We start from the raw sequence: 25,837 nt of genomic DNA on the forward strand, positions 1-25,837 counted from the left end.
CGGGCCGGGCGTCACGGCCGTCGCGGCGCCGGACCGGTGCTCTCCCGCACGACGAGCCGTACGGGCACGGTCTCGTGCGTGCCGCTCAGGTCGACGTCGTCGCGCACCTGGCGCAGCAGCAGGTCGACCAGGCTGCTGCCGATGCGCGCGAAGTCCTGCTCCACGGTGGTCAGCGGCGGCCACAGGTGCTCGGCGAGGGTGATGCCGTCGAAGCCGACGACGGACACGTCGTCCGGCACCCGGCGCCCGGCCTCGTGCAGGGCGTGCAGCACGCCGGCCGCGGTCTCGTCGTTGGCGCAGAACACCGCGGTGACGTCGGGGTCGGTGGCCAGCTCGCGGCCGACGGCGTACCCGGTCCGGGCGGTCCAGTCGCCGTGCAGGGGCTCGGGGACGGCTCGGCCGCCGGCCTCGAGCGTGGCGCGCCAGGCGTCGATGCGGCTCCGGGCGGGCAGCGAGTCGTCGGGGCCCGCGACGTGGTGCACGGTGCGGTGACCGAGGTCCAGCAGGTGCTGCACGGCGAGGCGCGCGCCCTCCGTCTGGTCGGCGCGGACGGCGGGGTGCGTGCCGACGAAGCGCGAGTCGGAGACGACGACGGGCAGCTGCGCGGGCAGGGCGAGCGTGTCCGGGGTGGCGGACTCGGCGCGCACGATGACGAGCCCGTCGATCGCCTGGTGGGAGAGGCGGGTGACGGCCGCGGAGACGTCGTCGGGGGACGGGCTCTCGACGTCGACGATGGTGACGGTGTAGCCCTCCGCGCGGGCGGCCTCGACGACGGCCTCGACGGTGCGCGACTCGCCCGTGCGGGCCAGCTGGTGCGCGATGACCCCGAGCGTGCGGAAGCTCCCGTACCGCAGCGCGCGGGCGGCGGTGTTGGGCGCGTAGCCCAGCTCGGCCATGGCGGCGAGCACGCGGTCGCGCGTCGCGGGCTTGACGTTGTCGAGCCCCATCGAGACGCGGGAGACGGTCTGCGAGGAGACGCCCGCGAGCGCCGCGACCTCGGCCATCGAGGGCGCCGTCCGGGGGCGTGCCCGCCCTCGGGTCTGCACGCCGGGCGCGCCGTTCGTCTCCACCATCGCCGCCTCTCGTGCCGCTTCTCGTGCGGCATCGCGTGACTCTGCCGACGCGCGGGGCTTGACATCCCCGGCGCCTCGCGACACTCTAGTCCGGCCATGATGTTTACGTAAACATTTGGCTCCGTCCTCCTGGGAGTTGCTTCGTGACCGCAGACGCTCCGGCATCCTCGCCGCCCGCCCCGACCGCCGTGCCCGCCGTGCGCCGCAGCCGTCGGCGCTGGACGGGATGGATGTTCGTCGGCCCGTTCATGCTGGTGTTCGCGCTGGTGTTCCTCGCCCCGATCGCCTACTCGCTGTACCTGTCGGTGTTCCGCACGCAGATGGTGGGCGGCACCACGTTCGTCGGGCTCGAGAACTACGCGCAGGCGCTCGCCGACCCGCAGTTCTGGGAGGGCCTCGGCCGCGTCAGCCTGTTCCTGCTGGTGCAGGTGCCGATCATGCTCGGCATCGCGCTGCTGGTCGCCCTCGCGATCGACAGCGGCCGGCTGTACGGCAAGAGCTTCTTCCGGATCTCGATCTTCATGCCCTACGCGGTGCCGGCCGTCGTCGCGGCCCTCATGTGGGGCTTCATGTACGGCACGCGCTTCGGCCTGGTGGGCAACATCAACGACGCCTTCGGCGTCAGCCTGCCGAACCCTCTGTCGCCGGACCTCGTCCTGGCGTCGATCGGCAACATCGTGACCTGGGAGTTCGTCGGCTACAACATGCTGATCTTCTACTCCGCGCTGCGCGTCGTGCCGCACTCGCTGTACGAGGCGGCGGAGATCGACGGCGCCGGCCAGTGGCGCGTCATCAGCGCCATCAAGCTGCCCGCCATCCGCGGCGCGCTCGTCATCGCGACGATCTTCTCGATCATCGGCAGCTTCCAGCTCTTCAACGAGCCCAGCATCCTGCAGTCGCTCGCCCCGAACGCCATCACGACGTCGTACACGCCCAACCTGTACGCCTACTCGCTGTCGTTCTCCGGCCAGCAGTACAACTACTCCGCGACCGTGGCCATCATCATGGGCCTGATCACCATGGTGATCGCCTACGTGGTGCAGCTGCGCGGCATGCGCAAGGAGGCGTGACCCGTGTCGACGCTGACCGCCCCCGCCCGTCCCGCCCCGAGGCTGCGCACCCCGCGCCACCACTCGGTGGCCCGGCCGCGCCGCAGCCCGCTGCTCACGGTGCTCACCGCCGTCGTGCTCGTGTACTCGCTGGTGCCGCTGGCCTGGCTGCTCATCAACGCGACCAAGACGCAGGAGGACCTGTTCTCCTCGTTCGGCCTCTGGTTCGGCGACTCGTTCTCGCTGTGGGACAACATCGTCACCACGCTGACCTACGACGACGGCGTCTTCGTGCGGTGGTTCGGCAACACCGTGCTGTACGTGGTCGTGGGCGCGGGCGGCGCGACGTTCCTCGCCATCCTGGGCGGCTACGCCCTCGCGAAGTTCGACTTCCCGGGCAAGCGCGGGGTGTTCGCGCTCGTCATCGGCGCGGTGGCCGTGCCCGGCACGGCGCTCGCCGTCCCGACCTTCCTCATGTTCAGCCAGCTGGGCCTGACGAACACCCCCTGGGCCGTGATCATCCCGTCGCTGATCTCGCCGTTCGGCCTGTACCTCATGTGGACCTTCGCGGCCGAGGCCATCCCCGGCGAGCTGCTCGAGGCGGCCCGGATCGACGGGGCGGGGGAGTTCCGCACCTTCTTCCGAGTGAGCCTGCCGCTGCTCGCGCCGGGGATCGTCACCGTGCTGCTGTTCACGATGGTCGCCACCTGGAACAACTACTTCCTGCCGCTGATCATGCTGCGCGACTCGTCCTGGTACCCCCTGACGCTGGGCCTGAACGCCTGGAACGCGCAGGCCGCCACCGCCGGCGGCGAGGCCATCTTCAACCTCGTCATCACCGGCGCGCTGCTGACGATCCTGCCGCTGGTCGCCGCCTTCCTGCTGCTGCAGCGCTACTGGCAGTCCGGCCTGGCCGCCGGGTCCGTCAAGGAGTGACCCCGTACCTCCCCGCGTATCCCCCGTCTGACAACGAAGTGAGGACCCCATGAACGCACGATCCCGCCACCTGGCGCGCGGTACCGCCCTCGCCGGCGTGCTCGCCCTCGGCCTGGCCGCCTGCGGCTCCGGCGACGACGGCGGCTCCGGCGGCGGCGACGCCGCGCCCGTCGACACCGCCGCCGTCCTCGAGAAGGGCGGCGAGATCACCGTGTGGGCGTGGGAGCCCACGCTGGAGCAGGTCGTGACCGACTTCGAGAAGAAGTACCCGAACGTCACGGTGAACCTCGAGAACGTCGGGACGGGCAACGACCAGTACACGGCCCTGCAGAACGCGATCTCGGCGGGCGACGGGGTGCCCGACGTCGCGCAGGTCGAGTACTACGCCGTGCCGCAGTTCGCCATCTCGGAGGCGCTGACGAACCTCGGCCCGCTCGGCGCGGACGACCTGGACGGCACGTTCAGCACCGGCCCGTGGAGCTCCGTGCACAGCGGCGACGGCGTCTACGGCCTGCCCATGGACTCCGGCCCCATGGCCCTCTTCTACAACGAGGACGTCTTCGAGAAGTACGGCGTCGACGTGCCGACCACCTGGGACGAGTACCTCGAGGCCGCCCGGACCATCCACGAGAAGGACCCGAAGGCGTACATCGCCAACGACATCGGCGACGCCGGCTTCACCACCAGCATGATCTGGCAGGCGGGCGGGCACCCGTACCAGGTCGACGGCACCGACGTGACGATCGACTTCGCCGGCGACCAGGGCACGCAGAAGTTCGCGGACGTGTGGCAGCAGCTGATCGACGAGGACCTGCTGGCCCCCGTCGGCTCGTGGAGCGACGAGTGGTACCAGGGCCTCGGCAACGGCACCATCGCGACGCTGACCATCGGCGCGTGGATGCCCGCCAACCTCGAGTCCGGCGTCCCGCAGGGCAAGGGCAAGTGGCGCGTCGCCGAGATGCCGCAGTGGGAGGCCGGGCAGCACGCCACCTCCGAGAACGGCGGCTCGTCGCTGACCGTGCCCGCCGCCAGCACGAACGCGGAGCTCGCCTACGCCTTCGTCGACTACGCCACGAACGGTGACGGCGTGCAGGCCCGCCTCGACGGCGGCGCGTTCCCGGCCACCACGGCCGACCTCGAGTCGGACGAGTTCCGCAGCGCCGAGTCCGAGTACTTCGGCGGCCAGAAGATCAACGAGGTGCTCGCCGACTCCGCGGCCAACGTCGTCGAGGGCTGGCAGTACCTGCCGTTCCAGGTCTACGCGAACTCGATCTTCAACGACACGGTGGGCCAGGCGTACGTCTCCGGCACCACGCTGACGGACGGCCTCGCGAAGTGGCAGGAGCAGTCCGCCACGTACGGCAACGGCCAGGGCTTCACCGTCAACAAGTAGTCCCGACGATCGTCTCTGTCGGTCAGCGTCCCGGACCGGATCCCTGACCGGCAGAGACGCTCGCGCCGCCCGGCGCGACCTCGCGCTCCTCGATCCCGGAGAGGTTTTCCGCCCCATGCCCACGTTCCAGATCGGCGAGCGGGACTTCCTGCTCGACGGCCGCCCCTTCCAGGTGATCAGCGGGGCGTTGCACTACTTCCGCGTGCACCCCGACCAGTGGGCGGACCGGATCCGCAAGGCGCGCCTGATGGGGCTGAACACGATCGAGACGTACGTGCCGTGGAACTTCCACGCGCCCGAGCCGGACGAGTTCGACCTCACCGGCCGCCGCGACCTGGGCCGCTTCCTCGACCTCGTCGCCGCGGAGGGGCTGCACGCGATCGTGCGGCCCGGGCCGTACATCTGCGCGGAGTGGGACGGGGGCGGGCTGCCCGCCTGGCTCTTCGCCGGCGGGAGCGCGGGGGTCCGGCGGCACGACCCCGCGTTCCTCGCGGCCATCGGCACCTACTACGCGCACCTCCTGCCGCTGGTGGCCGAGCGGCAGGTGACGCGCGGCGGCCCCGTGCTCCTGGTGCAGGTGGAGAACGAGTACGGCGCCTACCCGGGCGTGCCCGCCGACGAGCGCACCCGCTACCTGCGGGCGCTCGTCGACCTCACGCGGGAGCAGGGCATCGAGGTGCCCCTGTTCACGTGCGACCAGGCCGACGACGAGCACCTGTCGCTCGGCGGCCTGCCCGAGCTGCACAAGACCGCGAACTTCGGCTCGCGGTCGCTGGAGCGGCTCGCCGTGCTGCGGCGGCACCAGCCCACCGGGCCGCTGATGTGCACGGAGTTCTGGGACGGCTGGTTCGACTCCTGGGGGCTCGAGCACCACGTCACCGCGCCGGAGACCACGGCGGCGGACCTGGACGACCTGCTCGGCGCGGGCGCGTCGGTCAACCTCTACATGTTCCACGGCGGCACCAACCTGGGGCTGACCAACGGGGCGAACGACAAGGGCACGTACCTGCCCATCACCACGTCGTACGACTACGACGCCCCGCTGTCCGAGCACGGCGGCCCCACCGCGAAGTTCCACGCCCTGCGCGCGGTGATCGCCAAGCACGCGCCGGTGCCGGACGAGGTGCCCCTCGAGCCGGCCCCGGCACCGGAGCTCGACGTCGTCCTCGACCGGCGCGTGGCGCTCGACGCCGTCCTGGACCTGGTGTCCGGGCGGAGGTCGCGGACGTCGGCCCCGCAGCCCCCGACGATGGACGACCTGCGCCAGTGGTCCGGCTTCGCGCTGTACGGCACGAAGATCACGGCCGACGACGCCGTCCTGGTGGTCGAGGAGGTGCGCGACCGCGCCGTCGTCGCGCTCGACGGCGACCCGGTGGGCGTGCTCGACCGCACCGCCCACGCCTGGTCGCTGCCGCTGCCGCGGCGGGCCGGCACCCTGACGCTGCTCGTCGAGGACCGGGGGCGCGTCAACTACGGCCCCCGGATCGGCGAGCCCAAGGGGATCGTCGGGACGGTGCGCACCGCCAACCGCGAGCTCACCGACTGGGAGGCCGTGCCCCTGCGCCTCGAGGACGTCCCGGCGCTCCTGGACGACGCCCTGTGGGCGGCCGCGGACGACGCCGGCCGGCTCGACGGGCCGGTCGGCGGGCCCGTCGCCGGGCCGTCGTTCCACCGCGGCACGTTCGGCTCCGTGGCGGGCGTCGACCACTTCCTGCGCCTGGACGGCTGGACCCGCGGCCTCGTGTGGGTCAACGGCGAGCTGCTCGGCCGGTACTCGAGCCAGGGGCCCACGGGCACGCTCTACGTGCCCGGCCCGCTCCTGCGGACCGAGGGCAACGAGCTGGTGCTGCTCGAGCTGCACGGCGCCGCCGCACCCCGCGCGCGGTTCGTCGCGGCCCCCGACCTCGGCCCCACGGAGGCCTGATGGGGGCGCAGCCCGTGGACGACGCCGGCTGGCACGTCGCGTGGCCGCCGGCCGAGGGCGCCCGGCGCGCCCGGGACGTCTTCGCCCGGGCGTTCGGCGGCGACCCTGCCGGCGACCCGGTCGTCGGCGTGTGGTCCGCGCCGGGCCGCGTGAACCTCATCGGCGAGCACACCGACTACAACGCCGGGCTGTGCCTGCCCACCGCGCTGCCGCACCGCACGTACGTCGCGCTGCGGCCGCGCACCGACGACGTCGTCCGCCTCGCGTCGGCGCAGGCCGACGGCCTGTGGGAGGCGGACCTCGCCGACGTCGGCGCAGACGGGGGCGCGGCCGGCGGCGTCTCCGGCTGGGGCGCCTACCTGGCCGGGGTGGCGTGGGCGCTGCGCGAGGCCGGGCACGCGGTCGGCGGCTTCGACGCCGCCGTCGACTCCTGCGTGCCGTTCGGCGCCTCGTTGTCCAGCTCCGCGGCGCTGCAGAGCGCTGTCGCCGTGGCGCTGGACGACGTGCACGGGCTCGGCCTGGGCGGCTCCGTCGCCGGCCGGTCCCGCCTGGTCGAGGCGTCGGTCCGCGCCGAGAACGACGTGGCCGGCGCGGCGACGGGCGGGCTCGACCAGTCCGCCTCCCTGCTGTGCCGCGCGGGCGAGGCGCTGCTGCTCGACTTCCGCGCGGGCCTGCCGCCGGAGGAGCACGCCGTCCCGCTGCCGTGGGACCTGGCGTCGGTCGGGCTGGCGCTGCTCGCCGTCGACACCCGGGCGCCGCACCGGCTCGTCGACGGGCAGTACGCCGCCCGGCGCGCGTCGTGCGAGCGGGCGGCCGCGCTGCTCGGCCGCGACAGCCTGCGCGACGTCGGCCCCGTGGCCCTGGACGACGCCCTCGCCGCGCTGGCCCCGCACGACCCCGACGGCGTGCTGCGCCGCCGGGTGCGGCACGTCGTCACGGAGACGGCGCGCACGGCGGACGTGGCCGAGCTCGTGCGCGCCGGCGCGTACGAGCAGGTCGGGCCGCTGATGACCGCCTCCCACGTGTCGCTGCGCGACGACTTCGAGGTCACCGTGCCCGAGCTGGACCTGGCCGTCGACGCGAGCGTCGCCGCCGGCGCGCTCGGCGCCCGCATGACGGGCGGCGGCTTCGGGGGCTCCACGCTCGCGCTGGTGCGGGACGTCGACGTCGACGCCGTCGTCGCGCACGTCCGCGCAGCGTTCGCCGACGCCGGCCTCGCCGCGCCCGCGTTCCTCCTCGCCCCGCCGTCCGCCCCGGCCGGCCGCACCGACTGACCGCACCGACCTCACATCCGCACGAACCGACCCGCACGACCCGTCGCACGACCCCACCCATCGCACCGACGCGAGAGAGAGGTTCACCGATGAGCCCGACGAGAAGGCACCACCGACGACGCATCGCCGTCGTCGCCGGGGCGGCGGGCGCGCTGCTCGCCTCCGGCCTGGCCCCGGCGTCCGCACAGCCCGCGACCTCCCCGGTCCCCGCCGCAGCGGCCGGGTCCGACGCCGCCGGCGTGACGGTCCGCCCCGACCCGTCGTACGCGGGGGAGCCGTTCGAGGGCTGGGGCACCAGCCTCGTGTGGTTCGCCAACGCCACGGGCGGCTACCCGGACGAGATCCGCGACCGGCTCGCCGACATGGTGTTCGGCGACGAGGGGCTGAACCTCAACATCGCGCGCTACAACGTGGGCGGCGGCAACGCCCCCGACGTGCCCGACTACCTGCGCGCGGGCGGCGCCGTCGACGGCTGGTGGAAGGCGCCCGAGGGCACCACCCGCGAGGACGTGGACTGGTGGGACCCGGCGGACCCGGACCACTGGGACGCGGACGCCGACGCCACCCAGCGCTGGTGGGTGGACCGCATCAAGGACGACGTCACGCACTGGGAGGCGTTCAGCAACTCCCCGCCCTGGTTCATGACCGAGTCCGGCTACGTGTCGGGGAACTTCGACGCGAACGCCGACCAGCTCAAGACCGCGAGCGTCGACGACTTCGCGCAGTACCTCGTGGGCGCCGTCGAGCGCCTCGAGGACGCGCACGGCATCGACGTCGACACGATCGACCCGTTCAACGAGCCGAACACGAACTACTGGGGCACCCAGCTCGGCGCGGACGGCAACCCGACCGGCGGCCGCCAGGAGGGCGCGCACATCGGCCCCGAGCTGCAGCAGCAGGTCATCCCGGCGCTCGCGGGCGCCCTCGACGGCTCCGGCACCGGCGCCGTGATCTCGGCGATGGACGAGACCAACCCCGGCCGCTTCGCCACCAACTGGAACTCCTACCCGGACGCCGTGCGCGACCAGGTGTCGCAGCTCAACGTGCACACGTACGGCACGGGCCAGCGCACCACGGTCCGCGACATCGCCAAGGGCGAGGACAAGCCGTTGTGGATGAGCGAGGTCGGCGGCTCCTGGTCGAGCACCGGGCAGGACTTCGAGTCCATGGAGTCCGGCCTGGGCAGCGCGCACCAGATCGTCGACGACCTGCGCGAGCTGGAGCCGTCCGCGTGGGTGTTCTGGCAGCCCGTGGAGGACTACGACAACATGGCGCCCGGCGGCGAGAGCCCCGAGGGCGGCAACTGGGGCGAGATCCAGCTCTCGTTCTCCTGCACCGCGGACGACACGCTCGAGACCTGCCCGATCTACACCAACACCAAGTACTGGGTCACCCAGAACTTCACGCACTACATCGCGCCCGGGGACCGGCTGGTCGGGGTGGACGACGCGGACAGCACCGCCGCGGTCTCGGCCGCGGGCGACGCCGCGACCGTCGTGCACGTCAACGACACGACGGCGTCGCGCGACGTCACGCTCGACCTGTCGGGCTTCGCGACCACGGCGGGCGCGACGGTCACGCCGGTGACCACCAGCACCGACGGGTACCTCGTCGAGGGCGAGCCGGTGGCCGTGCAGGACGCGGCGGCCACGGTCACCGTGCCGGCGGAGTCGGTGACGACGTTCGTCGTCGACGGCGTCTCGGGCGTCGCGGACGACGCGCCGCTGGCGCAGGACGGCCACGTCGTCCGGCTCGACGGCGCGCAGTCGGGCCGCTCGCTGGCGCCTGACGGCGACGCCCTCCAGATCGCGACCGACGACCCGGCCGCGGCCGAGCAGCTCTGGACCCTCGAGGATCTCGGTGCCCCCGAGGGCTCGGGCTCGCACCGCACGCGGTACGCCGTGACGAACGTGGCCACGGGGCAGCAGCTCGCGGTGAGCGAGGACACCTCCGCGGTGCTCGCGGACGCCCCGGCCGACCCCGCCGACACCCCGGAGGCCGCGCGCTGGATCCTGTCCACCACCGGCGACGGCACGTACACGCTGGTCAACGCGTCGTCGCGCACCCTGCTCGAGGTGGGTGGCGAGGCCACGGCCGGCGGCTCGCCCGTCGGGACCTACCGGGCGACGTCCGGCGCCAACCAGCGCTGGGCCGTGGTCGACGAGACCGTGCTCGGCACCGAGCCGGTGGACGTGTTCACGACGCCGGGCGTCGCGCCGGTGCTGCCGGACGTCGTCACCCCCGTCCACCCGGGCGGCGCGCGCGGCGAGCTGCCGGTGACGTGGGACGTGCCCGGCGACGACGCGTGGGCGCGTGCCGGCACGGTCGAGGTCGGCGGCACCGTGCAGGTGCCGGCCGGCGGCACGGTCCAGGCGACAGCCACCGTGCTGGTCGACACGCTCGAGCGGACCGAGACAGCCCGCGCCGAGGCCTACGCGGGCGAGGCGGCGGCCGAGGTCGGGCTGCCCGCCACGGTGACCGCCGTCGCCGCCGGCGGCGGCGCGGTGCAGCGCCCGGTGACCTGGGACGACGTCCCCGCGGGCGCGTTCGACGAGCTCGGCGTGGTCGAGCTGACCGGGGCCGCCGACGACGGTGCGGGCGGCACGCTGCCCGCCACGGTGCGGGTGCTGGTCACCCCGCCGGGCGAGGCGAACGCCGCGCTCGCCGAGGGCACCACGGCGGCCGCCACGTCCACCGAGCCCGGCTACCCGGCGTCGCGCGTCATCAACGGCGACACCTCCGACAAGGGCTGGTCCAACTGGCGCCCCGACGCCAAGAACCCCGAGGACACGCTCACCGTGACGCTGCCGGGCGCGCGCGACGTCACCGGCGTCGTGACGCGGTTCTTCCGGGACGGCTCGCACCGGAGCTGGGCCACCGACGTCGCCGTCGAGGCGCGCGTCGACGGCGCCTGGCAGGCCGTCGGCGAGGCGTCGACGGACGACGGGACGCTCGTGGCCGAGGTCCCCGCGGACGTGCGCGCGGACGCGGTGCGCGTGGTGATGACGGCGCACCCGGACACGCACCTGATCGTCAGCGAGGTCGAGGTGCTGGCGAAGGTGCCCGGCGACGCCGAGCCCGCGTGGGACGCGAAGGCGACCTACGACGACGGCGACGTCGTCTTCCACCAGGGCGGGCAGTTCGCCGCCACCTGGTGGACGCGCGGCCAGGAGCCGGGCACCTCCGCGAGCGGGCCGTGGCAGGAGCTCGTCCGCGCCGGCGACGGCACGGCGGTCTGGACGGGGTCGCGGATCTTCGACGACGGCGACGTCGTGGTGCACGACGGCGCGCGGTACGAGGCGCGGTGGTGGACCCGCGACCAGGAGCCGGGCACGTCGAAGCACGGGCCGTGGAAGGTCGTCGCGGCCGGCCGGTGAGCACCGCCCGTGCCCGTCGTCGCGCGTCCACGACGCGCGGCGCGTACGGTCTGACCAGGCGGGACTTGTGAGGGGGAGAGCCGGTGTCCGACGACACTTTCCGTGCGCTGGTGCTCGAGGACGACCCTGATTCGGCGGAGTTCGTCCGCATCGCGCTCGCGCGGTACGGGGGGATGCACGTCGACATCGCCACGGACGCCGAGGAGGCGCTGGCCGCGCTGAGACGCTCGACCTACGACGTCCTCGTGAGCGACATCCAGCTCCCGGGGCGCTCCGGGCTGGACATCCTGCCCGAGGTCCGGGCGATCGACCCCACCCTGCCGATCATGATCGTCACCGCGTTCCCGACCGTGACGCACGCCGTCACCGCCCTGCGGGAGGCCGCCGACGACTTCCTGGTCAAGCCGGTCGCGGCGTCCACGGTGGTGGAGCGGGCCACCGAGCTCGCGCAGCGCGCCCGCCGGGAGCGGGAGTCGTCGCGGCAACGGGTCCTGGCGGTCGGCGCCCACCCCGACGACGTCGAGATCGGGGTGGGCGCCACCCTGGCGGCCCACGGCGCGGTGGGGGACGAGCTGGTGATCCTCACGCTCTCGGGCGGCTCGGTGGGCGGTCTGGCCGCGGAACGGCACGAGGAGGCGCTCGCGGCGGCGGACGTCGTCGGCGCGCGGCTGGTGCACCTCGACTTCCCGGACACCCACATCGACCCGGCCGCTGGCGTGATCGGGGCGATCGAGGAGGTCGTCGCCGAGGTCGACCCGCACCGCGTGTACACGCACAGCGCGAACGACCGGCACCAGGACCACCGGGCGGTGAACGGTGCGGTGCAGATCGCGGCGCGCCAGGTGCCCAGCCTGTGGTGCTTCCAGAGCCCGTCCTCGACCGTGGCCTTCGCCCCGAACCGGTTCGTGGACGTCGACGGCTTCGTCGAGGCGAAGCTGCGGATGCTCGCGGCCTACGTGTCGCAGGCCCACCGCGAGTACATGCAGCCGGACGTGGTGCGAGCGACCGCGCGGTACTGGGCGCGGTTCAGCCCGGCGCGCGAGGTCGAGCCCCTGGAGACGGTCCGGGCCAGCGAGACGCTCGCCCGGTCGTCGGCCGTGCGTGCGACGCCCGCCGTGGACGGGCAGGACTCGGGCGCCCCGGTCGACCTGTCCTCGCTGCTGACCCCGCGGGCCCCCGCCGCGCACCAGAACGTCCGGCGGGGCGGGGCGGGGGCGGGCCCCTGATGACCCGAGACCTGGTCCACCGTCTCGGTCGGACGTCTGACCGGGTCTGGGGCGCGTGGTTCGCCGACGAGGCCGTGGGGCTGCGGCAGCTTCCGCTCACCGTCTCGTTCCTCGTGGTGCTGGTGATCATGCGCATCAGCGGGATCGACGGGGACCCGGTGTGGCTCACGCTCGCCGTGGTCCTGGTCGTCGCGGTGCAGCTGGCGGGCAGCCTCGGGCGCTGGGACCGGTGGTCGCCGGGCTGGCGATGCGTGCTCCCCCTGACGCAGATGGTGGCGATCGGTGCGCTGGAGGTCGGCTCCGGCCTGATCCTGGCGAGCTTCGACGCGCTGCTGTTCCTCCCGGTCGTGAGCCTGGCGCTGCAGCGGGAGGCCTGGGGGCTGGTGCTGGCGATGGGCGGCTCGGTGCTGGTCCTGTTCGGCCCGATGATGATGCCGGTCACGGCCGTCGAGCGGGTCCATCCCGCCATGCACGCGCTGGTGGTGCTGCTGGTGCTCGGCCTGGTGGCGGTCGGGACGCACGGCTTCGTGGGGGTGGCGCGCGGCCAGGCCCAGGAGCTGGGTCGTGCGCGCGACGAGCTCGCTACCGCGGCGCGGCACCTGCGCGAGTCCCGGGACGACCTGCGGGGCATCATGGCCGCCGCGACGGAGCAGGGCTTCGTGGCGACCGACGTCTCGGGCAGGATCGTCTGGGCCAGCCCGGGCACCGTGCGGGTGCTCGCGCGCGCCGAGGAGGACCTGATCGGCCTCGACGTCTCGCAGCTCGTGGAACCGGCGGCCATCGCCGCGCGGCTGGCCGAGGCGGACGGCCCCGGCACGGGACGAGCCCCGGACAGGGTCGCGGCGAACCGGGTCGTGCTGGGTACCGCGGTCACGGGAGCCACCCACGTCGCCGAGTGGCCCGTGATGCTGCCCGACGGGGAGCGCCGGTACCTCGAGCTCACCGTGACCGAGCGATCCGCGCTCGCCGGGGCCGCGTCGGACCTCCCCGCGGGCTTCCTCGTCGTCGCCACCGACGTCACCGCCCGCCACGAGGAGGAGCGCATCCAGGACGAGTTCGTCGGGCTCGTGAGCCACGAGCTGCGGACTCCGCTCGGGTCGATCCTGGGGTACGTGGACCTGCTGCGGCTCGAGGAGGACCGGCTGGACGACGAGCAGCGGCACTACCTGGGGGTCGTCGAGCGCAACGCGCGACGGCTGAGCGCGCTCATCGACGACCTGCTGACCAGCGCCCAGATCGTCGCGGGTCGTCAGGTGCTCGAGGGGCACGAGCTGGACGTCGTCCAGGTCGTCCGTGACGCCGTCGAGAGCGAGCGCCCGGCGGCCGAGGCCGCCGGGATCGAGGTGGTGGTCGAGGGAGACGCCGTCGTCCCGCTCGTCTCCGACCCCCACCGTCTGGGCCACATGGTCGAGAACCTGCTCAGCAACGCGGTGAAGTACAGCGACCGGGGCTCCCAGGTCAAGGTCTCCGTGACGAGCGGGGCAACGCCCACCGGGTCGCACCTGGCGCGCCTGCTCGTGGCGGACGCGGGGATCGGCATCCCGGCCGACGAGCTCGACCGCGTCACCCAGAGGTTCTACCGCACCCGCAACACCCGACGGCGACGCGTGCGCGGCGCGGGCCTCGGGCTCGCGCTCGTCGACCGGGTCGTGCACGACCACGGCGGCGTGATGTCGATCCGCAGCGTGCCGGGTCAGGGGACCGAGGTGGACGTCACCCTCCCGGACCTGCCGACGCGCTAGGCGCTGCGCCGCCCCAGACCCGGGCCAGCGTCGCCCGGTGCGCCGGGGACAGGTGCGAGAGCGGCGTGACGTTCACGTCCCCGACGCCGTGGGTGGTCGCGGCCCGGAGCGTCGCGGCCATGCGCTCCGGCGAGATCGCCTGGGGCGGGTCGGCGTCCGCCGAGGCCGCCCACAGACCGACGGAGACCGTGAAGCGGGACATGTCGAAGCCTGCCGACTGCAGCGCCGCCGTGACCCGCTCGACGTCCGCGGGAGTGCGTGCCCTGGCCCCGACGTACGCCCAGACGACCAGGCGGTCGGCGGACTGCAGGAGGATCTCGTAGTCGTGTCCGCTCGCGGGCGCACCGGCGGCAGGGTCGTCCCAGCCGACGCGGACGTCCATCGCGAGCTCGATCTGCTCGCCCTGGCCGTCGCGCACGCCGTCGAGACCGGCGCGCATCCGGGCCAGCAGCCCGGCCAGCACCTCCGACCGCCAGGTGCCGAGCTCGGGGTCGTCCTCGTCGATCTGGCCGTCGGCGTCCCGCGGCCAGTCGTCGGCGCCCGTCATCTCGCGGTAGAGGGCGAGGTCGTCGTCGCCGAAGCTGTAGAAGTTGAGGAAGAGCTCGGTGACGGCGATCCGACTGGGGTTGTAGCGCTCACCGAGATCGGTGACGTACTCGACGAGCCGGTCTCCCACCTCGCCCGTGGCGAGCTCCGAGGCCGACGCGCGGTAGGGGGAGGGGGTGCCCTTGGCCGAGACCCCGGCGATCGACGGGTCGGACTTGATCCACTCGGGGACGTAGGCGTCGACGATGAGCCCGATCTCGCGCGGCGTGCCGTCGGCGGTCCTCTGCAGCGCGCGGGCAGCGCGCGACAGGTGGTCGCTGCCGGGCTCGGCCGCGACCTCCGGGTGAGCGGGCCAGTCGAACGCCGTGAACTCGACCCGTCCCGCGTTGAGGTCGACGCCGTTGGCACCCACGGCGTCGAGGTGCCGGTCGATCGCGGCCCAGTCCGTGTCGGGGTCGGTCACGATGCCGAAGTCGACGCTGACGGAGCGCTCCTGCTCGGGGGCGACGGTGGGCCGCATGGTCGGCGGCACGTCCTCCCACGGTCGCGCGAGGAGCACGGCGGCTCCGACGGCGACGCCGAGCGTGGCGACGACGGTCAGGAGCCAGGGCCATCGTCGTCGACGAGCCCGCGCACCGACACCGTCCCGCTCCGGTCCAGCTTGTTCCATCGGTTCTCCGCGTTCCCCAGCTCCAGTCGCGCGGCGTCGAGCACGACGAAGGTCATCATCAGCGAGTAGACGGGCCACAACGGGAGGGTCCACAGCTGCCGGAGGTCCCCGGGTGCCCGGTCCAGGAGGACCGCGAGCAGCAGCAGCGCGAGCGACAGCGGCAGGCCGAGCAGGAGCACCCATCCCCACCAGGACGACGGCACCCACGAGGGCCCGTCGACGAGCACGAGGACCGCGAGCGCGATCATGGCCAGCACCTGCACGAACGGCGCGACGACCTGGGCCGCGGTGTTGTACAGCAGGTACACGCCGAAAGCACCGTAGCGCGGGTTGCCGACCATCGAGCGGTGCATGGAGGTCACCTGGAGGAGACCGCGGGCCCACCGGACGCGCTGGCGCCACAGGCCGCGCAGGGTCGACGGGGACTCGGCGTAGACGAGGGCGTCGGGCGCGAACGTCACCCGGTAGCCCGCCCGCGCGACGCGCCATGTCAGCTCGAGGTCCTCGCCGAGGGTGTCGGTGTGCAGCGCACCGACGCGGTCGAGCACGTCCCGCCGGAACGCGCCGATGTTCCCCGACACGATCGGCAGGCACCCCAGGACGTCGAGCGCACGGCGCATGAGCCCCGTCCCGACGTGGCTGATGAGGGACAGCAGCCGGGTGAGGACGCGGTCGAGGTTGACGGGCCGGTCGTTCCCGCACACGGCGCCGACCCGGTCGTCGCGGAACCCGCGCAGCAGCCGCGTCACCGTGTCCGGCCGGAACAGGCCGTCCGCGTCGACGAGGACCAGGACGTCGCCCCGCGCCGCCGCGATCCCCGTGTTGAGCGCCGCCCCCTTGCCGGCGTTGTCCTGGCGCAGGGCTCGCACCTGGGGGTGCTCCGCTGCGAGCCGTTCCATGCGCGCGAACGTGTCGTCGGACGAGCCGTCGTCGACGCACACGATCTCCAGCGAAGGGTGCTCGCTGCGCAGCACGGAGCGCACGCAGTTCTCGATCACCACGGACTCCTCGTACGCCGGCACGACGACGCTCACCATGGGCGCCTCGGGGAACATCGGGCCGCAACCGGCCGGGCCGGGGTCGTCGCGGCGGCGCCGGGCCTCGAACACGAGAGCAGCGGGCACGAACGCGAGGCGGACCAGCCCGACCACCAGCAGCGAGAGCCCGAGCACCAGGACGAGCGCGACGAGGACGGACGTCACGGCGCGACCCGATCGCTCGTCGAGGGCCACTCGTCGAGGACCGCGTCGAGCACCTCCGGTGCGGCCGCCGAGACGGCGCCGAACCGGGCGTTGACCTCGAGGACCACGGGCGTGCCGTCCGCGAGGAGCCGGACGTCCATGTCGAGCGGGCCGACGAGGTCGAGCGCCTCCGCGGTGCGGGAGGCGAGCTTCGCGACGTCGTCCGCCGTCCCGGTGGCCAGCCGTTCCACCGCGGTGGCGTTGCCCACGCGTCCCTCCTTGCGGCCCGTCTTCTCGAGCACGACGACGACGCAGCGACCGTCGACGGGGGAGCGGTACACCTGGGGGCTGTACTCGGTGCCTGGGGCGAAGGCCTGCACCACCCACGACGCGTCCGTGCTCGCCCAGACCGGGTCGTCAGGGTCCTCCACCACGTGCACGCCCCGCCCGCCGCGGGCGACGCGCGGCTTGACGACGACCGGTCCGTCGGCCCACGCCAGGGCCTCGGCCGCCGAGCCCAGCGCATCGGCGGGCAGGTGCCGGGGGACGGAGACCCCGTGCCGTTCGAGCGACCACATCGTGAGGAGCTTGTCCGCGGCGACGGCGGTGGGGCCCGGCGCCGACAGCACGACCGACGTCCCGAGCCCGGCCGCCCCCGCGAGCACCGCGAGCCGCGGTAGCTCGTCGGAGACGGTGGGCACGACCAGACGGGGACGGTGACGGCGCAGCAGGTCGATAGTCGCCGCGTCGTAGGCGGGGTCGGCTGCCGCGGGCACGGCTTCGACCACGTCGTAGCCGGTGCCCGCGGCCGGTGCCAGGTCGACCCCCACCACCCGCCGGAGGTCCGCGTCGGCGCGGCGTGCGAGCTGAGGGCCGAGCGCCCTGCCCGCGGGCCCGGCCGCTCCGGTCACCAGGATCGTGTGCAGCCGTGGCGCGTCACCCATGCTCGGATCGTAGGGGCCCGTCTGCGTCGATGCAGCCGGGAGCGCCCTGCGCGGCCGGGTCGAGCGTCAGAGAGCGCGCGCGGCCAGGGCGTCGCAGTCGTCCAGGGTGCCGCCCTCGTAGCCGACGGTGAACCACCGCACCCGCTGCTCGGAGGTGCCGTGGGTGAAGCCCTCCGGGCTGACCTGGCCGGTGGCCCGCTGCTGGATGCGGTCGTCCCCGACCGCTGCGGCAGCGTCGAGCGCCTGGCGCAGCTCGGTGGAGGAGACCGGGTCGAGGAACGTCACGCCCGTGTCGGGGTCGACCTCGGTCGCGGCGGAGCCCGCCCACATGCCGGCGAGGCAGTCGGCCATGAGCTCGATGCGCACGGAGTCGGACTCGGGCCCGCTGCCGCGCCGGTCGGCGGCGTCCATGGCGCCGGTGAGCTGCTCGACGTGGTGGCCCACCTCGTGCGCCACGACGTACTCCTCGGCGAGCGGCCCGCCCTCGGCGCCGAACTGGGAGCTCAGCTGGTCGAAGAACGCGACGTCGACGTACACCGTCTGGTCCGGCGGGCAGTAGAAGGGGCCCGTCGCGCTGGTCGCGGCCCCGCACCCCGTCGTCGTCGACCCGGAGAAGCTCTCCACCGACGGCAGCGCGTACTCCACGCCGGCCTGCTGCGGCAGCACGCGCTCCCAGTAGGCGTCGAGCGACTGCACGGTGGCCGAGAGCCGGCACTCGCGATCGGTGTTCGCCTGCTCGGCCGTGCACGCCTCGACGTACTGCTCCTGCCCGTCGCCCGCGGGCGCCCCGGCGTCCTGGACGGCGCCGCCGAGGGCGCCGGTGAGCTGGCCCAGGTCGCCGCCGCCGAGGAACACGGCCAGCAGCGCGACGACGATGGCGCCGATGCCGCCGCCGACGACCGCGCCGCGGCGTCCGCCCCCGCCCTTGCGGACCCGGCCACCCTCGAACTCGCCGCCCTCGTTGAAGGTCACGGGACCACGCTAGGCCGGGGTCTGGGCGATCGCGCGGGAAGCGGCCGCGCGGAAAACAGCGGGCCGGGGCGCCGCCCGCTCCGTAGGGTGCGGGCATGCTCGCGACGATGCCCACGGGAATGACCGGTACGGTGCTCGCCCTCGGCGGCGGCGGATTCTCGATGTCGGACGACGGCTCCTCCGCGATCGACGACCACCTGCTCGACCTCACCGGCAAGGACACCCCGAGGGTCTGCTTCGTGCCGACCGCGAGCGGCGACGACAACGGGTACGCGCGCCGCTTCGAGGAGGCGTTCGCCGGTCGGGCCCGGACGTCGGTGCTGTCGCTCTTCTGCCACGAGCCGTGGGGGTACGCCGACCCGGAGATGCTGCTCGAGCAGGACGTCGTGTACGTGGGCGGGGGCTCGACGGCGAACCTGCTGGTCGTCTGGCGTCGGCACGGCCTGCCCGACCTGCTCGCCCGCGCCGCGGCGCAGGGGACGGTCCTCGCCGGCATCAGCGCCGGGATGAACTGCTGGTTCGAGTCCTCCTCGACCGACTCGTTCGGCCCCCTCGCGCCGCTCGACGACGGGCTCGGGTTCCTGCCCGGCAGCGCCTGCCCGCACTACCTGGGCGAGGCGGACCGCCGCGACGCCTACCTGGGCTGGGTGTCGTCCGGGGCGCTCGCGGACGGGTACGCGGTGGACGAGTACGCCGCCCTGCGGTTCGTCGACGGCGTGCCCGTCGAGGCCGTGAGCGAGCGACCCGACCGCCCCGTCCTGCGCGTCGAGCGCGACGGCGACGGTGCGCGCGAGGTGCCGTTCGACGTGCGACGCCTCCCCGGGGCGTGACGGGACGTCGCCGCCCGGCTCCTCAGTACTCCGTCGGCGTCTCCACCGACTGCCAGTGCCACGGCTCGGGCAGCCGGCCGTCGGGCTCGGCCCAGCCCGGGTGGGTCCAGCCGTGCTCCTCGGCGTGCTTCTTGAGCCAGGCGTAGCGCGCGCCGTCGAACCCCTCGGGGCCCATGGAGATGTCGACGGCGGTGCCCAGGCCGTGGTTGGAGCAGCCGGGCGGCGCGGCCAGCGGGTTCGGGTCGTCCGGGTGGTACACCTCGACCTGCTGGTCGTAGCTGCGGTAGGCGGAGTTCACCGTCAGGTGCTGGCCGAACTCGGCGCGGTAGGCGGCGTCGAGCGCCACCAGCCCGTCCAGGACGTCCGCGCGCACGGAGTGCTGCGGCGCCCACGGGATCGGCGCGAGCTTCGTCGCCGAGATCTTCCCGGCCTCCGGGAACCACACCTGGTCCGGCTCGGGGCAGACGACGGCGTCCTGCGCCGTCAGGAGGTCCGTGGTGGCGTCCGCCAGGTCGGCGCGCAGCGCGGCCAGGTCCGCCGCGGCGGACTCGAGCTCCGTGAACGACGCGGTGGCGATCCGGTCGTCCTGGGTCTCGGCGGTCAGCTCGTCCGCGGTGCCGAGCGCGTCGCGGGACGACGCGCGCACCCTCTCGCCGGCGTCCCGCCCGCTCTCGGCGAGCTCGTCGGTCGCGGCCAGCACGCGGTCGGCGCGACGCGCCACCGGGGCGAGCGCGTCGCGCGCGTCGGCGGCCTGCGTGCGGGCGAGGACGAGCCGCGAGGCCTCCACCGCCTCGACGTCGCCGTCGAGCCGCGTCGCGAGCGCGGGCGCGTCGCCGGGCATCCGGTCCAGGACCGGCGTCGCGTCGAGCAGGGCGCGGGCCTCGTCGATCGTCGCGGCGAGGTCGTCGCGGACGCCGGCGTCGGCCACCCGGTCGGCGGAACCGTCGAGGGCGTCCTGCGCGACGACGACGCGCGCGGAGAGCTCCTGGGTCTCGGAACGCAGCACCCAGGCCAGGGTGCCGCCGCCCGCGGCGAGCGCGACGACCAGCACCACCGGGACCGCGACACGCGCCCCCCGTCGTCGGCCCCCGGTCTCGGCGCGCACGTGCCGCAGCGAGAGGTCGACCCCGCGCGGCCGGGGGCGGGTCAGGGCGATCAGCGCCCCGCCCACCACGGCCCCCGCGGCGTACCACGCCAGGTCGGTGGGCGTGAACGCCGTGCCGAGCACGTACCGCGTGAGCGGGAACCGCGCGACCACCTGGGCCGGGACGTCGGTCAGCCAGGCCGCCTCGATCCCCGCGCACACGACGAGCCCGACGACGCCGGCCACGACGGGGCGCGTGCGCGGGGCGAGGAACGCGACGAGCAGCACGACGAGCGTCGCGTAGAGGGCGTCCCCGAGCGGCCCGCCGACCGCGGGCGGGAGCAGGGCGCGGCCACCGAGGCCGGCGAGGACCACGGCGACGGCGAGGACGGCCGTCGTCGGGCGAGGGGCGCGGTTCACGCGCGAACCTTACCGAGCCCGGCGGGGGTGTGACCTAGGTCGTCGTGGGCCGGACCCCGGGAGCACTAGACTCGGGGGGCCTCCCACCCCCTGTCGAAGGACACCCCTGCCTTGATCACCGCCCACGGCGTCGAGCTGCGCTTCGGCGCCCGCACCCTCCTGCACGAGGCGACGTTCCGCATCGCCCCGGGCGACCGCATCGGCCTCGTCGGCCGCAACGGCGCGGGCAAGACGACGCTCACCAAGACGCTCGCGGGCGAGACGCTCCCCGCGGCCGGGCAGATCACGCGGGGCACCGACATCGGCTACCTGCCGCAGGACCCGCGCACGGGCGACCTCGACGTCGTCGCGATGGACCGGGTGCTCAGCGCGCGGGGGCTCGACCACATCGTCACGCAGATGCGCGAGACCGAGGGCCTCATGGCCTCGGCCGACGCCGACACGCAGGCCGCGGCGCTCGAGCGCTACCCGAAGCTCGAGGCGCGGTTCCTCGCCGCGGGCGGGTACGCGGCGGAGTCCGAGGCGCACCGGATCACCAGCAACCTGGGCCTCGACGACCGGGTCCTGGCCCAGCCGCTGAACACCCTGTCCGGCGGTCAGCGCCGCCGCATCGAGCTGGCGCGGATCCTGTTCTCGGGCGTCGACACGCTGCTCCTCGACGAGCCGACCAACCACCTCGACGCCGACTCGATCGCCTGGCTGCGCGACTACCTCAAGGCATACAGCGGCGGGTTCATCGTGATCAGCCACGACAACGACCTCCTGCGCGCCACGGTGAACAAGGTGTTCCACCTGGACGCCAACCGCGGCGAGCTGGACCAGTACAACCTCGGCTGGGACGCCTACCTCGCGCAGCGCGAGACCGACGAGCGCCGCCGCCGGCGCGAGCGCGCCAACGCCGAGAAGAAGGCCGGCGCCCTGGTCGCGCAGGCCGAGAAGATGCGCGCCAAGGCGACCAAGGCCACCGCCGCGCAGAACATGATCAAGCGCGCGGAGCGCATGCTCTCCGGCGTCGAGGGGGAGCGGCGCGCCGACAGGGTCGCGCACCTGCGGTTCCCGAAGCCCGCGCCGTGCGGCCGCACCCCGCTCACCGCCGAGGAGCTGTCCAAGAGCTACGGCTCGCAGGAGGTCTTCGCCGGCGTGGACCTCGCGATCGACCGCGGGTCGCGCGTCGTCATCCTCGGCCTCAACGGCGCCGGGAAGACGACGCTGCTGCGCATCCTCGGCGGCGTGGAGGAGCCGGACACCGGCCGCGTCGTGCCGGGGCACGGCCTGAAGATCGGCTACTACGCCCAGGAGCACGACACCCTCGACCTGGACGCCACGGTCGTGGAGAACCTGCGGCACTCGGCGCCCGACCTCACGGACACGCAGGTGCGCTCGGTGCTCGGCTCGTTCCTGTTCAGCGGCGACGACGCGGAGAAGCCGGCGAACGTGCTGTCCGGCGGCGAGAAGACCCGCCTCGCCCTCGCCACGCTCGTCGTCTCGAGCGCGAACGTGCTGCTGCTCGACGAGCCCACCAACAACCTCGACCCGGCGTCGCGCGCCGAGATCCTCGGGGCGCTCGACACCTACGAGGGCGCCGTCGTGATGGTCACCCACGACGACGGCGCCGTGGAGGCGCTCAACCCGGAGCGGGTGCTGCTGCTGCCCGACGGCGACGAGGACCTGTGGTCCGCGGACTACGCCGAGCTGGTGTCGCTGGCCTGACGCTCGCCGGTGGGCCTGTCGGCGTCGGCCCGCGGCCGCTCGGCGGCGTCCAGCAGCGCGTCCTCGTAGTCCTCGTCGACCTTCCGTCGGCGGGGGCGCTGGGGGCGCACCGCGGCGCCCGGCCGCCCGGTCCCGTCCAGGGGGTCCGGGCCGTCGCCCGCGGCGAGGAGATCGCCCGCCGTCACGTGCACCGGCCGGGTCTCGCGCCGCCACAGCACGACGTAGCCGCCCAGCGCGCCGAGCGCGAAGATGCACCACTGCACCGTGTAGCTGAGGTGCGACCCCGGGTCGGTGTCCGGCTCGGGGAGGGCCCCCGGCGTCGTCGCGGCGGCCGGGTCCTCGGAGCGCAGCTGCCCGTACCCGCCCACGGTGTCGCCGTCGGCCCACGCGGCGCCGTCCGGGCCCGCGGCGAGCACCTGGTCGGTGTGGATCGCCTGCACCTGCCCCGCCGGGGTGCCCCGGTCGGAGGCGGGCTCGTCGGGCCGCATCGTCATGGTCACCTCGACCTCGCCGGCCGGCGGGTCGGGCACGGAGGACGGCGCGCTCGCGTCCTCGCCCAGCGGCACGAACCCCCGGTCGACGACGAGGACGACCGGCTGCCCGTCCGCCCCGGTGGTCTCGAGCGGCACCAGCACGTGGAAGCCGGGCTGGCCGCCGACGGGGCGGTTGCGCAGCAGCACCGTGTCCTCGGGGCGGTAGGTGCCGGTCGCGACGGCGGGGCGCCACTCGTCGTCCGGGTCGAGGACGGCGCCGGGCTCGGGCAGCACGTCGGCGAGGGGGACGGGGGACGCCGCGTAGTTGGACTGCACCAGGTCGATCTGCGCCTCGCGCCAGGTGTACCGGTGCCACTGCCACACGGCCGCCAGGACGCACACGGCGGCCAGGAGCACGGCGCCCAGGCCGAGCGTGATCCACTGCCGGCGGGTGCGCGGGGGTGTCGGCGCGTCGGGGGAGCGGTCGGTCGTCACGCGCGATCGAGCTCCGCGACGGGGACGGTCTGCTTCCAGAACGAGCGCGCGCCGAGGAACTGCTCGAGGTGCTCGCGGTGGTCGTCGCACGCGAGCCACACCTTGCGGCGCTCCGGGGTGTGCAGCCGCGGGTTGTTCCACAGCAGGCCCCACGCGGCCTCGGCGCGGCAGCCCTTGGCGGAGCAGACCAGCTCGCCCACGACCGGGTCGGCGTTCGTCCCGAGCACGTCCATCAGCGGGTCCCTCCGGGGTTCTCGTTCTCGTTCTCGTCCTCGTCCTCGTCCGCCGGGTCGTCCTGGTGCTCGACGACGCGGTGCGGGCCGTCGAACGTCTCCGGCCCGGAAGCCTCCTGGCGGTGCGGGTCGGCGTCGCCCTGGGCGGACGCGGTCAGCTCGGTGGGCGCGACGTCGACCATCGGCGACGTGTCGTAGGAGACGCGGTCGCGGCCGGCGTTGGCGAAGAGCACCGCCGAGTAGGGCAGGACGACGGCGAGCACCACGAGCGTCCAGCGCACCCAGCCGTCCGCGGCGATGGCGCCGAGGAAGCACACGATCCGGATGCCCATCTGGACGAGGTAGCGCCGCGTGCGGCGCGCCTGGTCCTCCTCCAGCGGCTCGGGGGCGCTGGTGATCGAGGGGACCTCGGCGCCCTGGTCCGCACCGTGGCGCCGGCCTCCGGAGGGGCGCGGACCGGGAGAGGTCGCGCGGGCGTTGCTCACCCGGCCAGTCTAGGACGGCGCGCGAAGCCCCAGGGACCTCTCCGCCGAGCGACCCGCCTTGTAGGGATCCGACAAAGCGTCGCGAGGACGTGTGACGCGCCGCGACCCTGCGTGGCCGCTCGCTCGGGGTAGCGTCACCAGGGCGTCGACGGCCGCGCGCACGCCGTCCCGCCCACCCCCGTCCGTGACCACCCGCACGACCGCCGAGGAGAACCCGTGACCGACGCCCCCGCCCCCCAGCCCGCCGCGCCCGCCGGACGGGTCGTCGTCGTGACCGGTGCGGCGCGCGGCATCGGCCGCACCATCGCCGAGCGCTTCGTCGCCGCGGGCGACACGGTCGCCACGCTCTACCGGGGCGGGGACCTGCCGGACGGGGTGCACGGCTACGTCGCGGACGTGACCGACAGCGCCGCCGTCGACGCCGCGTTCTCGGCCGTCGAGTCCGACCTCGGCCCGGTCGAGGTGCTCGTCGCCAACGCCGGCGTCACGCGCGACCAGCTCCTCATGCGCATGAGCGACGAGGAGTTCGAGACGGTGCTCGACGTCAACCTCACCGGCACCTTCCGCTGTGTCCGTCGCGCCTCCAAGGGGATGATCCGCGCGCGCAAGGGCCGCATCGTGCTCGTCGGCTCGGTCGTGGGCCTCTACGGCGGCCCCGGCCAGGTGAACTACTCCTCGTCCAAGGCTGCGCTCGTCGGCATGGCCCGGTCGATTACCCGTGAGCTCGGCGGTCGTGGCATCACCGCGAACGTCGTCGCGCCGGGCTTCGTCGAGACCGACATGACCGCGGCGCTGCCCGAGGCCACCCAGAAGCAGTACCAGGCGTCCATCCCCGCGGGCCGCTTCGCCTCGACCGACGAGGTCGCCGGCGTCGTGGAGTTCCTCGCCTCCGACGCCGCGGCGTACGTCTCCGGCGCCGTCGTCCCGGTCGACGGCGGCCTCGGCATGGGTCACTGACCAGCCCTGGCCCTGCCCCCTCGCTACCTCACCCCCGCACAACCGGAAGGTCATCATGGCTCTGCTCGACGGCAAGAAGCTCCTCGTCACCGGCGTCCTCACGGACAGCTCCATCGCGTTCCACGCGGCCCGCCTCGCCCAGGAGGAGGGCGCCGAGGTGGTGCTCACCTCCTTCGGCCGCCAGATGAAGCTCACGCAGGCGTTCGCGAAGCGGCTGCCGGTCACGGCGCCCGTGGTGGAGCTGGACGTCACCAGCGAGGAGGACCTCGCGGCGCTCCCCGAGCGCGTCAAGGAGCACGTGGACGGCCTCGACGGCGTCGTGCACTCCATCGGCTTCGCCCCGCAGACCGTGATGGGCGGCAACTTCCTCGCGGCCGAGTGGGGTGACGTCGCGACGGCCCTGCAGGTCTCGACGTACTCGTACAAGTCGCTCATCGAGGCGGCCCGCCCGCTGATGTCCGGTGGCGCCTACGTGGGGCTCACGTTCGACGCCTCCTTCGCCTGGCCGGTCTACGACTGGATGGGCGTCGCGAAGGCGGGCCTGGAGTCCGCCAACCGGTACCTGGCCCGCGACCTCGGGCCCCACGGCATCCGGTGTAACCTCGTCTCCGCCGGGCCCATCCGCACCACGGCCGCGAAGTCCATCCCGGGTTTCGCGACCATGGAGGACGCCTGGCCGCAGCGGGCCCCGCTGGGTTGGGACCAGACGACGGCGGAGCCGGCTGCGCGCGCCGTCGTGGCACTTCTCTCGGACTGGTTCCCCGCCACGACCGGGGAGATCGTCCACGTCGACGGCGGTGTGCACGCGATGGGTCAGTGACGGGTCGGGGGCCCGGCACGGGC

General features: G+C 74.2%; 21 protein-coding genes. 12 read left to right on the forward strand and 9 right to left on the reverse strand.

The features are described from left to right. Positions 1-11: 11 nt before the first annotated feature. Positions 12-1,073, reverse strand: coding sequence for a LacI family DNA-binding transcriptional regulator (locus tag ACQP6G_RS05675; protein ID WP_429763270.1), 1,062 nt, complete (start codon positions 1,071-1,073; stop codon positions 12-14). 230 nt (positions 1,074-1,303) lie between these two features. Here ACQP6G_RS05675 and ACQP6G_RS05680 point away from each other — a divergent pair, with 230 nt between their 5' ends. From ACQP6G_RS05680 to ACQP6G_RS05715, 8 genes are all read left to right on the forward strand, one after another. Continuing rightward, entirely contained in the window at positions 1,304-2,143 is an 840-nt protein-coding gene (locus ACQP6G_RS05680; RefSeq protein ID WP_429763782.1) for a carbohydrate ABC transporter permease, read from the forward strand. A gap of 3 nt (positions 2,144-2,146) precedes the next feature. Then, positions 2,147-3,058 (forward strand): carbohydrate ABC transporter permease, encoded by a 912-nt coding sequence (locus ACQP6G_RS05685; protein ID WP_429763272.1) that lies wholly within the window; start codon positions 2,147-2,149, stop codon positions 3,056-3,058. A 49-nt stretch (positions 3,059-3,107) separates the two neighbouring features. After that, positions 3,108-4,451: an ABC transporter substrate-binding protein gene (locus ACQP6G_RS05690; protein WP_429763273.1), complete on the forward strand. Its 1,344-nt coding sequence runs from the start codon at positions 3,108-3,110 to the stop codon at positions 4,449-4,451. 115 nt (positions 4,452-4,566) lie between these two features. Further along, positions 4,567-6,375, forward strand: a complete 1,809-nt coding sequence (locus ACQP6G_RS05695; RefSeq protein WP_429763274.1) for a glycoside hydrolase family 35 protein — start codon at positions 4,567-4,569, stop codon at positions 6,373-6,375. Beyond that, positions 6,375-7,649, forward strand: a complete 1,275-nt coding sequence (gene galK, locus ACQP6G_RS05700; protein WP_429763275.1) for a galactokinase — start codon at positions 6,375-6,377, stop codon at positions 7,647-7,649. The genes ACQP6G_RS05695 and galK overlap by 1 nt, the downstream gene beginning before the upstream one ends. An 89-nt stretch (positions 7,650-7,738) precedes the next feature. After that, entirely contained in the window at positions 7,739-11,026 is a 3,288-nt protein-coding gene (locus tag ACQP6G_RS05705) for an RICIN domain-containing protein (protein ID WP_429763276.1), read from the forward strand. Between the two features lie 83 nt (positions 11,027-11,109). Further along, positions 11,110-12,252: a PIG-L deacetylase family protein gene (locus tag ACQP6G_RS05710; protein ID WP_429763277.1), complete on the forward strand. Its 1,143-nt coding sequence runs from the start codon at positions 11,110-11,112 to the stop codon at positions 12,250-12,252. Beyond that, on the forward strand, positions 12,252-13,994 hold the full coding sequence (locus tag ACQP6G_RS05715; protein WP_429763278.1) for a sensor histidine kinase: 1,743 nt from the start codon (positions 12,252-12,254) through the stop codon (positions 13,992-13,994). The genes ACQP6G_RS05710 and ACQP6G_RS05715 overlap by 1 nt, the downstream gene beginning before the upstream one ends. On the opposite strand, the gene ACQP6G_RS05720 is transcribed toward ACQP6G_RS05715, so the two are convergent. The 4 genes from ACQP6G_RS05720 to ypfJ form a co-directional block, all read right to left on the reverse strand. Further along, positions 13,966-15,210: a hypothetical protein gene (locus ACQP6G_RS05720; RefSeq protein WP_429763279.1), complete on the reverse strand. Its 1,245-nt coding sequence runs from the start codon at positions 15,208-15,210 to the stop codon at positions 13,966-13,968. The two genes, ACQP6G_RS05715 and ACQP6G_RS05720, sit on opposite strands and share 29 nt — an antisense overlap. Beyond that, positions 15,138-16,412: a glycosyltransferase family 2 protein gene (locus ACQP6G_RS05725; RefSeq protein ID WP_429763280.1), complete on the reverse strand. Its 1,275-nt coding sequence runs from the start codon at positions 16,410-16,412 to the stop codon at positions 15,138-15,140. The genes ACQP6G_RS05720 and ACQP6G_RS05725 overlap by 73 nt, the downstream gene beginning before the upstream one ends. Further along, complete coding sequence (locus ACQP6G_RS05730) at positions 16,409-17,335, reverse strand: ATP-grasp domain-containing protein (protein ID WP_429763281.1); 927 nt, start codon at positions 17,333-17,335, stop codon at positions 16,409-16,411. Before ACQP6G_RS05730 ends, ACQP6G_RS05725 begins: the two co-directional genes overlap by 4 nt. Positions 17,336-17,401: 66 nt before the next feature. Then, positions 17,402-18,307: a KPN_02809 family neutral zinc metallopeptidase gene (ypfJ, locus tag ACQP6G_RS05735; RefSeq protein ID WP_429763282.1), complete on the reverse strand. Its 906-nt coding sequence runs from the start codon at positions 18,305-18,307 to the stop codon at positions 17,402-17,404. A 95-nt stretch (positions 18,308-18,402) separates the two neighbouring features. Here ypfJ and ACQP6G_RS05740 point away from each other — a divergent pair, with 95 nt between their 5' ends. Further along, on the forward strand, positions 18,403-19,137 hold the full coding sequence (locus ACQP6G_RS05740) for a Type 1 glutamine amidotransferase-like domain-containing protein (RefSeq protein ID WP_429763283.1): 735 nt from the start codon (positions 18,403-18,405) through the stop codon (positions 19,135-19,137). A gap of 22 nt (positions 19,138-19,159) precedes the next feature. Here ACQP6G_RS05740 and ACQP6G_RS05745 read toward each other — a convergent pair whose 3' ends face one another. Next, positions 19,160-20,641: a DUF2809 domain-containing protein gene (locus ACQP6G_RS05745; protein ID WP_429763284.1), complete on the reverse strand. Its 1,482-nt coding sequence runs from the start codon at positions 20,639-20,641 to the stop codon at positions 19,160-19,162. A gap of 111 nt (positions 20,642-20,752) precedes the next feature. Here ACQP6G_RS05745 and ACQP6G_RS05750 point away from each other — a divergent pair, with 111 nt between their 5' ends. Continuing rightward, positions 20,753-22,351, forward strand: coding sequence for an ABC-F family ATP-binding cassette domain-containing protein (locus tag ACQP6G_RS05750; RefSeq protein WP_429763285.1), 1,599 nt, complete (start codon positions 20,753-20,755; stop codon positions 22,349-22,351). Here the strand turns inward: ACQP6G_RS05750 and ACQP6G_RS05755 are convergent. Genes ACQP6G_RS05755 through ACQP6G_RS05765 form a run of 3 tightly spaced genes read right to left on the reverse strand, consistent with a single transcriptional unit; the run spans position 22,324 to position 24,037 of the window. Beyond that, positions 22,324-23,319, reverse strand: a complete 996-nt coding sequence (locus ACQP6G_RS05755) for an SURF1 family cytochrome oxidase biogenesis protein (protein WP_429763286.1) — start codon at positions 23,317-23,319, stop codon at positions 22,324-22,326. The two genes, ACQP6G_RS05750 and ACQP6G_RS05755, sit on opposite strands and share 28 nt — an antisense overlap. Then, positions 23,316-23,552 carry a hypothetical protein gene (locus ACQP6G_RS05760; protein ID WP_429763287.1) on the reverse strand — a complete coding sequence of 79 codons (237 nt, stop codon included), beginning with the start codon at positions 23,550-23,552 and terminating at the stop codon, positions 23,316-23,318. Before ACQP6G_RS05760 ends, ACQP6G_RS05755 begins: the two co-directional genes overlap by 4 nt. Next, entirely contained in the window at positions 23,552-24,037 is a 486-nt protein-coding gene (locus ACQP6G_RS05765; RefSeq protein WP_429763288.1) for a DUF3099 domain-containing protein, read from the reverse strand. The genes ACQP6G_RS05760 and ACQP6G_RS05765 overlap by 1 nt, the downstream gene beginning before the upstream one ends. 216 nt (positions 24,038-24,253) lie before the next feature. On the opposite strand from ACQP6G_RS05765, the gene fabG reads away from it, so the two are divergent. Both fabG and fabI read left to right on the forward strand, forming a co-directional pair. Beyond that, entirely contained in the window at positions 24,254-24,994 is a 741-nt protein-coding gene (fabG, locus tag ACQP6G_RS05770) for a 3-oxoacyl-ACP reductase FabG (RefSeq protein WP_429763289.1), read from the forward strand. A gap of 55 nt (positions 24,995-25,049) precedes the next feature. Beyond that, positions 25,050-25,814: an enoyl-ACP reductase FabI gene (gene fabI / locus ACQP6G_RS05775; RefSeq protein WP_429763290.1), complete on the forward strand. Its 765-nt coding sequence runs from the start codon at positions 25,050-25,052 to the stop codon at positions 25,812-25,814. Positions 25,815-25,837: the final 23 nt, after the last annotated feature.

It is taken from the genome of Isoptericola nanjingensis (assembly GCF_050311635.1).
GTDB classification, from domain to species: domain Bacteria; phylum Actinomycetota; class Actinomycetes; order Actinomycetales; family Cellulomonadaceae; genus Isoptericola; species Isoptericola nanjingensis.

What these genes read in the sequence shown, in the direction of transcription:
- fabI (WP_429763290.1), top strand. Translation starts at nt 25,050, where the DNA reads ATGGCTCTGCTCGACGGCAAGAAGCTCCTCGTCACCGGCGTCCTCACG.
- ACQP6G_RS05695 (WP_429763274.1), top strand. Translation starts at nt 4,567, where the DNA reads ATGCCCACGTTCCAGATCGGCGAGCGGGACTTCCTGCTCGACGGCCGC.
- ACQP6G_RS05680 (WP_429763782.1), top strand. Translation starts at nt 1,304, where the DNA reads ATGTTCGTCGGCCCGTTCATGCTGGTGTTCGCGCTGGTGTTCCTCGCC.
- ACQP6G_RS05690 (WP_429763273.1), top strand. Translation starts at nt 3,108, where the DNA reads ATGAACGCACGATCCCGCCACCTGGCGCGCGGTACCGCCCTCGCCGGC.
- ACQP6G_RS05675 (WP_429763270.1), bottom strand. Translation starts at nt 1,073, where the DNA reads ATGGTGGAGACGAACGGCGCGCCCGGCGTGCAGACCCGAGGGCGGGCA.
- ACQP6G_RS05730 (WP_429763281.1), bottom strand. Translation starts at nt 17,335, where the DNA reads ATGGGTGACGCGCCACGGCTGCACACGATCCTGGTGACCGGAGCGGCC.
- ACQP6G_RS05740 (WP_429763283.1), top strand. Translation starts at nt 18,403, where the DNA reads ATGCTCGCGACGATGCCCACGGGAATGACCGGTACGGTGCTCGCCCTC.
- ACQP6G_RS05715 (WP_429763278.1), top strand. Translation starts at nt 12,252, where the DNA reads ATGACCCGAGACCTGGTCCACCGTCTCGGTCGGACGTCTGACCGGGTC.
- galK (WP_429763275.1), top strand. Translation starts at nt 6,375, where the DNA reads ATGGGGGCGCAGCCCGTGGACGACGCCGGCTGGCACGTCGCGTGGCCG.
- ACQP6G_RS05705 (WP_429763276.1), top strand. Translation starts at nt 7,739, where the DNA reads ATGAGCCCGACGAGAAGGCACCACCGACGACGCATCGCCGTCGTCGCC.
- ACQP6G_RS05720 (WP_429763279.1), bottom strand. Translation starts at nt 15,210, where the DNA reads ATGGAACAAGCTGGACCGGAGCGGGACGGTGTCGGTGCGCGGGCTCGT.
- ACQP6G_RS05760 (WP_429763287.1), bottom strand. Translation starts at nt 23,552, where the DNA reads ATGGACGTGCTCGGGACGAACGCCGACCCGGTCGTGGGCGAGCTGGTC.